This window comes from Pseudomonas sp. GW821-FHT02A08 (genome assembly GCF_059422045.1).
On record NZ_JBWKWD010000012.1, the window covers coordinates 131,213 to 138,319 of the forward strand.

At 59.6% G+C, this 7,107-nt stretch carries 6 protein-coding genes; 2 read left to right on the forward strand and 4 right to left on the reverse strand.

Annotated features, from left to right (window positions below):
• Positions 1 to 110: 110 nt before the first annotated feature.
• The 4 genes from AC07W4_RS11675 to AC07W4_RS11690 form a co-directional block, all read right to left on the reverse strand.
• Positions 111 to 1,547: an NAD(P)(+) transhydrogenase (Re/Si-specific) subunit beta gene (locus AC07W4_RS11675; RefSeq protein WP_495032505.1), complete on the reverse strand. Its 1,437-nt coding sequence runs from the start codon at positions 1,545 to 1,547 to the stop codon at positions 111 to 113.
• A complete protein-coding gene (locus AC07W4_RS11680) occupies positions 1,544 to 1,894 on the reverse strand; it encodes an NAD(P) transhydrogenase subunit alpha part 2 (RefSeq protein ID WP_495032506.1) in 351 nt (116 codons plus the stop codon). The genes AC07W4_RS11675 and AC07W4_RS11680 overlap by 4 nt, the downstream gene beginning before the upstream one ends.
• Before the next feature lie 11 nt (positions 1,895 to 1,905).
• The gene (locus AC07W4_RS11685; protein ID WP_008047188.1) at positions 1,906 to 3,027 is read right to left on the reverse strand and encodes a Re/Si-specific NAD(P)(+) transhydrogenase subunit alpha; all 1,122 of its coding nucleotides are present in this window, start codon (positions 3,025 to 3,027) and stop codon (positions 1,906 to 1,908) included.
• Positions 3,028 to 3,462: 435 nt separating this feature from the next.
• On the reverse strand, positions 3,463 to 4,362 hold the full coding sequence (locus AC07W4_RS11690; RefSeq protein ID WP_008053123.1) for a LysR family transcriptional regulator: 900 nt from the start codon (positions 4,360 to 4,362) through the stop codon (positions 3,463 to 3,465).
• A 157-nt stretch (positions 4,363 to 4,519) separates the two neighbouring features.
• Between AC07W4_RS11690 and AC07W4_RS11695 the strand changes: the two genes are divergently transcribed.
• Positions 4,520 to 5,701: an acyl-CoA dehydrogenase gene (locus tag AC07W4_RS11695; RefSeq protein ID WP_008053124.1), complete on the forward strand. Its 1,182-nt coding sequence runs from the start codon at positions 4,520 to 4,522 to the stop codon at positions 5,699 to 5,701.
• Between the two features lie 13 nt (positions 5,702 to 5,714).
• Positions 5,715 to 6,935: a CaiB/BaiF CoA transferase family protein gene (locus AC07W4_RS11700; RefSeq protein WP_008053125.1), complete on the forward strand. Its 1,221-nt coding sequence runs from the start codon at positions 5,715 to 5,717 to the stop codon at positions 6,933 to 6,935.
• Positions 6,936 to 7,107 lie beyond the last annotated feature (172 nt).

Here is a 7,107-nt window from a genome sequence, read left to right on the forward strand (position 1 = left end):
TTTCAAGCAAAACACCGTTACCGGATCGGTAATAAAAGGATAGTTTGTCCGACGATTTGCGCAAACAAAAACGCCCCGACGAATCGGGGCGCTCGGTGTGCCGCAGAGGGTTAGTCGACGGCCTTGACCATGTCCTCGATGACCTTTTTAGCGTCGCCGAACACCATCATGGTCTTGTCCAGATAGAACAGCTCGTTGTCCAGACCGGCATAGCCGCTGGCCATCGAGCGTTTGTTGACGATGATGGTCTTGGCCTTGAACGCTTCGAGGATCGGCATGCCGGCAATCGGCGATTTCGGATCGTTCTTGGCGGCCGGGTTGACCACGTCGTTGGCGCCCAGCACCAGTACCACGTCGGCCTGGCCGAACTCGGAGTTGATGTCGTCCATCTCGAACACCTGGTCGTAAGGCACTTCGGCCTCGGCCAGCAACACGTTCATGTGTCCCGGCATACGGCCGGCCACCGGGTGGATCGCGTACTTCACGGTCACGCCGCGATGGGTCAGCTTCTCGGTCAGTTCCTTCAACGCATGCTGGGCCCGCGCGACCGCCAGGCCGTAGCCCGGCACGATGATCACGGTGTCGGCGTTGGTCAGCAGGAAGGTTGCGTCGTCAGCCGAACCGGATTTCACCGGACGGGCTTCTTTCGAACCCGCCGGGCCGGCCGCATCCGCCGTATTGCCGAAGCCACCGAGCAGCACATTAAAGAAGGAGCGGTTCATCGCCTTGCACATGATGTACGAGAGGATCGCACCGGACGAGCCCACCAACGAACCGGCGATGATCAGCATCGAGTTGTTCAGCGAGAAGCCGATCCCCGCCGCTGCCCAGCCGGAGTAGCTGTTGAGCATGGACACCACCACCGGCATGTCCGCGCCACCGATCGGGATGATGATCAGCACGCCGAGCACGAAGGCCAGGGCCAGCATCACGGCGAAAGCGGTGTAGTCGCCGGTGAGCATGAAGGTCACGCCCAGGCCCAGCGTGGCCAGGCCCAGCAGCAGGTTCAACTTGTGCTGACCGCCAAACTGTACCGGTGCGCCCTGGAACAGGCGGAACTTGTACTTGCCGGCCAGCTTGCCGAAGGCAATGACCGAGCCGGAGAAGGTGATTGCACCGATGGCGGCCCCGAGGAACAGTTCCAGACGGTTACCGGCCGGGATCGCATCGCCGAGGTTCTGGACGATGCCCAGCGACTGCGGCTCGACCACGGCAGCCACGGCGATGAACACCGCTGCCAGGCCGATCATGCTGTGCATGAAGGCGACCAGTTCGGGCATCTTGGTCATTTCAACGCGTTTGGCCATGATCGAACCGGCGGTGCCGCCGATCAGCAGGCCGACGATCACGTAGACAATACCGTCCTGGGCCAACTCGGCACCCAATTTGTAGATCAGGCCGACCGTGGTCAGGATCGCCAGGCCCATGCCGAGCATGCCGAACAGGTTGCCACGACGCGACGTGGTGGGGTGCGAAAGGCCCTTGAGCGCCTGGATGAAGCAGACCGAGGCGATCAAATACAGGGAGGTAACCAGGTTCATGCTCATGCTTGCTGCACCTCAGCCTTGGTTGCTGCGGCCTTGGCAGCCGGAGCTTTGGCCGCTTTCTTCTTGAACATTTCCAGCATGCGCCGGGTCACCAGGAAGCCACCAAACACGTTGACCGCGGCCAGGGCCACGGCCAGGGTGCCCATGGTCTTGCCCAGCGGGGTCACGGTGAGGGCGGCGGCGAGCATGGCGCCGACGATCACGATGGCCGAGATGGCGTTGGTCACGGCCATCAGTGGCGTGTGCAGTGCCGGTGTGACGTTCCAGACCACGTGGTAGCCGACATAGATAGCCAGCACGAAGATGATCAGGTTGTAGATACCGTGAGAGATCAGCATGTCTTCCATTGTTTTTATCCTCAGCCGTTCTTGCGCACGATCTGGCCATCGCGGCACATCAGGCACGCGGCGACGATATCGTCTTCAAGGTTGATCACCAGTTGTCCTTCTTTATCGAACAACAGTTTCATGAAGTCCAGCAGATTGCGGGCGTACAGCGCCGAAGCGTCGGCCGCCACGGTGCTGGCCAGGTTGGTCGGGCCAACGATGGTCACGCCATTTTCGACGACCACCTGATCGGCCACGGTCAGCGGGCAGTTGCCGCCCTGGGCTGCTGCGAGGTCAATGACCACCGAACCGGGTTTCATCTGCGCCACGGTTTGCGCGCTCAACAACGTCGGTGCCTTGCGGCCCGGAATCAGCGCGGTGGTGATCACGATGTCTGCCTGCTTGGCGCGTTCGTGTACGGCAGCGGCCTGACGCTGCATCCAGCTGGCCGGCATCGGACGGGCGTAACCGCCGACACCGACGGCGCATTCACGCTCCTCATCGGTTTCGTAGGGCACGTCGACGAACTTGGCGCCGAGGGATTCGATCTGCTCTTTTACCGCAGGACGCACGTCAGACGCTTCGATCACCGCCCCCAGGCGCTTGGCGGTAGCGATGGCCTGCAAACCGGCCACACCGGCACCAAGAATCAGCACGCGGGCCGCTTTCACGGTGCCTGCGGCGGTCATCAGCATCGGCATGAAACGAGGGTAGTGGTGCGCGGCCAGCAACACGGCTTTATAGCCGGCGATGTTGGCTTGCGAGGACAGCACATCCAGGCTTTGGGCGCGGGAGGTGCGAGGTGCCGCCTCCAGGGCAAAGGCGGTAATGCCGCATTCGGCCAGCTTGGCGATGGTTTCGTTGCTGAACGGGTTGAGCATCCCCACCACAACGGTGCCGCTTTTAATCAGCGTCAGCTCGCTGTCGCTGGGGGCGACCACCTTCAAGATCAGCTCGGCGCCAAACGCGTCATTGGCGCTGCCAATGGTTGCGCCTGCCGCCTCATAGGCACTGTCGACAACGCTGGCATTGACGCCGGCGCCGCTTTGTACAGTGACCTTATGACCCTGGCTGATCAGCTTCTTGATGGTTTCCGGGGTTGCAGCAACCCGTGTTTCACCGGTCTGGGTTTCGAGAGGAACACCAATGTGCACGTCAAATCTCCTGCGTGATCTTATTGAGTAAACCCATGCACTACGGATGGTGCGGCTGGGGCGGCCGATCAGCACGATCCCGCCAAATCAGGGCGGGGCGCGGCATTTTGCAGGCGAACTTTGTGCCCTTCAAGGGATTATGACGGGTGACGGAAAATTAACTACAAGTCACCCCGTGACCGAATGTCGCAACCAACCGGCTCAATCCCTTGCAGACCGTGCTTTTCAAGGATTCTGGCCGAAATTGAAGAATTTACACATCGGCCGTATGAATGATGCGGCATCGCCTCGAAATAGTGGCGCAAAGCCGCGTCATCAGGCGCTTGTGGGACGTTTGTACGACTTTTCGATACAGTTTTCTGCTATGCGACAAATACGTATATCTGTAGGGCTTTTATTTAGCTGACTACGAGGTCAAGTAACCTTGGAAAGCCTTTATCCCTCTAGGCTGTAGCTGTGCGCCTGATTTACCAGCCAGTCACGAAATGCCCTTAATGACGCGGATTCGACCTTTCGCTCAGGAATCATCAGGTAATAAGCCTTGATGCTGGACAGTGCTTGCGGGTTGGCGATCACCAGGCGTTTCTCTTTCAACTCCCTTTGAATCAGGAATGGCGGGATCAGGGCAATGCCCATGTCGTGCATGGCCGCTTGGGCGAGCATGGAGAATAGCTCGTAGCGGGGGCCTGTCATGTCTCGCGGGACATTCAGGTGTTGGGAGTCGAACCATTGGCGCCAGGCATAGGGGCGAGTGGTTTGTTGCAGGAGGGGTAAGTCGGCGATTTCGCCGGGCGTCAGACCGGTCTTGTTTCCGAGCAGGTTGGGGCTGCAAACGGGCATCGGATTTTCACCCATCAGCCTGTGGGATTCTGTACCCGACCAATCCGCGTCACCGAAATAGATGGCGGCATCGAAATCCGTGTCGGCGAACAGGAACGGCCGCGTGCGGTTGGTCAGGTTGACCGTCACTTCCGGGTGTTTTTGCTGGAAGTCCTTGAGTCGCGGCAGCAGCCATTGGGTACCGAAGGTCGGAACCACGGCCAATTCGATCACGTTGGTGCCCTGCTGACCCATCACGGACAAGGTGTCGCGCTCAACCGCATCGAGCTGAGTAGCCACTCGACGGCTGTAGGAGAGCCCGGCTTCCGTCAGCTTGACCCCGCGCCGCGAGCGTCGGAACAGTTCCACACTGAGGAACTCTTCAAGACTGGCGATCTGTCGACAAATCGCCCCTTGGGTCAGCGACAGCTCCTGGGCGGCCTTGGTGAAGCTCTCGTGGCGCGCCGCGGCCTCGAAGCTGATCAGGGCGGTGGTGCTGGGTATCTTTCTGCGCATGTACGTCAACCTCACTAATACATCGCATAAAGGCTCTTTCGCGACGTTTCGGAGTGAGAAATTAGCACAACAGTATGCAAAATCCTCGTTTGCCGTGGCGCTGATCCGGGCCTAGGATCAGTCCACGTTATTTGACCCGATTCGAGAGGACACACTCATGGGCGGTAAAGCTAGCTTCAACTGGATCGATCCCCTGCTGCTGGATCAACAGCTCACTGAAGAAGAACGCATGATTCGCGACACGGCTGCGCAATTCGCTCAGCAAAGCCTTGCGCCGCGCATCCTCGAAGCTTTCCGCCATGAGAAGACCGATCCGGCGATCTTCCGCGAAATGGGCGAGGTCGGCCTGTTGGGCGCAACCATCCCCGAGCAGTACGGCGGCAGCGGCCTGAACTATGTCAGCTATGGCCTGATCGCCCGTGAAGTCGAGCGCATCGACTCCGGCTATCGCTCGATGATGAGCGTGCAGTCCTCGCTGGTGATGGTGCCAATCAATGAATTCGGTACCGAGGCGCAGAAGCAGAAGTACCTGCCGAAACTGGCGTCGGGTGAGTGGATCGGCTGCTTCGGCCTGACCGAGCCTAACCACGGCTCCGACCCGGGCGCGATGATCTCTCGTGCACGCAAAGTGGAAGGCGGCTACAGCCTCACCGGCAGCAAGATGTGGATCACCAACAGCCCGATCGCCGATGTGTTCGTGGTCTGGGCCAAGGACGATGCCGGCGACATCCGCGGCTTCGTGCTGGAGAAAGGCTGGAAAGGCCTGAGCGCTCCGGCGATTCACGGCAAGGTGGGCTTGCGGGCATCGATCACCGGTGAAATCGTGATGGACAACGTGTTTGTGCCGGAAGAGAACATCTTCCCGGATGTCCGTGGCCTGAAAGGTCCTTTCACTTGCCTCAACTCGGCGCGTTACGGCATCTCCTGGGGTGCGCTGGGTGCGGCCGAGTTCTGCTGGCACACCGCTCGCCAGTACACCCTGGATCGTCAACAGTTCGGTCGTCCATTGGCCGCCACTCAGTTGATCCAGAAGAAGCTGGCCGACATGCAGACTGAAATCACCATGGCGCTGCAAGGATGCCTGCGTCTGGGTCGTATGAAGGACGAAGGGACCGCTGCAGTCGAAATTACTTCGATGATGAAGCGCAACTCTTGCGGCAAGTCCCTGGACATCGCGCGCATGGCTCGCGATATGTTGGGCGGCAATGGCATCTCCGATGAGTTCGGTGTCGCACGTCACCTGGTCAATCTGGAAGTGGTGAACACCTATGAAGGTACGCACGACGTCCATGCACTGATTCTCGGTCGTGCGCAAACCGGTCTCCAGGCGTTCTATTAATAGGAGGACGTCCATGGGCGCGCTATCGCATCTACGGGTACTGGATTTATCGCGGGTGCTGGCCGGGCCTTGGGCCGGGCAGATCCTGGCCGACCTTGGCGCTGAAGTGATCAAGGTCGAGCGTCCGGGTAACGGCGATGACACGCGCGCCTGGGGACCGCCGTTCCTTAAAGACGCTTATGGCGAGAACACCAGCGAGGCCGCCTATTACTTGTCGGCCAATCGCAACAAGCAATCGGTCACCATCGACTTCACTCGCCCTGAAGGGCAGAAGCTGGTGCGTGAGCTGGCGGCCAAGTCGGACATCCTGATCGAGAACTTCAAGGTTGGTGGTCTGGCGGCTTATGGCCTGGACTATGAATCGCTGAAGGCGATCAATCCGGATCTGATCTATTGCTCGATCACCGGGTTCGGCCAGACTGGTCCTTACGCCAAGCGTGCGGGTTATGACTTCATGATCCAGGGGCTGGGCGGTCTCATGAGCCTGACGGGGCGACCTGAAGGTGAAGAAGGCGCGGGGCCGGTGAAGGTTGGCGTGGCGCTGACGGACATCCTGACCGGGCTGTATTCGACTGTCGCGATCCTGGCAGCGCTTGCGCATCGGGATCACGATGGTGGTGGTCAGCATATCGATATGGCACTACTGGACGTACAGGTGGCTTGTCTGGCCAACCAGGCAATGAACTACCTGACGACAGGCAATGCGCCTAAACGCCTGGGTAATGCTCATCCGAACATCGTGCCCTATCAGGATTTTCCTACGGCCGATGGCGACTTCATCCTTACCGTCGGGAACGATGGACAGTTCCGCAAGTTCGCGGAAGTGGCCGGGCAGCCGCAGTGGGCGGACGATCCGCGTTTTGCCACCAACAAGCTGCGGGTGGCAAACAGGGCAGTACTGATTCCGCTGATCCGCCAGGCGACGGTGTTCAAGACGACCGCTGAATGGGTGGCGCAGCTGGAGCAGGCTGGCGTGCCATGCGGGCCCATCAATGACGTGGCGCAGATGTTTGCCGATCCTCAGGTCAAGGCGCGCGGGTTAGCTATCGAGCTGCCGCATGCGCTGGCCGGGATGGTGCCTCAGGTGGCGAGCCCGATTCGACTGTCGGAGACGCCGGTGGAATACCGTTTTGCACCTCCTCTTCTGGGTGAGCACACGCTGGAAGTTTTGCAGCGGGTGTTGGGCCTGGATGCCGGGGCGGTGTCCGCATTCAAGGCTTCGGGTGTGCTCTGATTGGTTTCTTCTATATAGAGGAGTGTTTCGGCTCCTCTATATAGGCTCCCTTTGCTGCTGTCTGTAGCCTATTGATAGAAAACCTAAATCAGTGCTTGACGGCAGATTCTGGAGGCCTATAATTCGCCCCACTTCCGGCGCAGTCGAAACGGAAAACTCCTTGGTAAACAAC

Bases quoted from the DNA above. Each gene is read 5' to 3' on its own strand.
- AC07W4_RS11675 (WP_495032505.1), bottom strand. From the start codon at position 1,547: ATGAGCATGAACCTGGTTACCTCCCTGTATTTGATCGCCTCGGTCTGC.
- AC07W4_RS11680 (WP_495032506.1), bottom strand. From the start codon at position 1,894: ATGGAAGACATGCTGATCTCTCACGGTATCTACAACCTGATCATCTTC.
- AC07W4_RS11690 (WP_008053123.1), bottom strand. From the start codon at position 4,362: ATGCGCAGAAAGATACCCAGCACCACCGCCCTGATCAGCTTCGAGGCC.
- AC07W4_RS11695 (WP_008053124.1), top strand. From the start codon at position 4,520: ATGGGCGGTAAAGCTAGCTTCAACTGGATCGATCCCCTGCTGCTGGAT.
- AC07W4_RS11700 (WP_008053125.1), top strand. From the start codon at position 5,715: ATGGGCGCGCTATCGCATCTACGGGTACTGGATTTATCGCGGGTGCTG.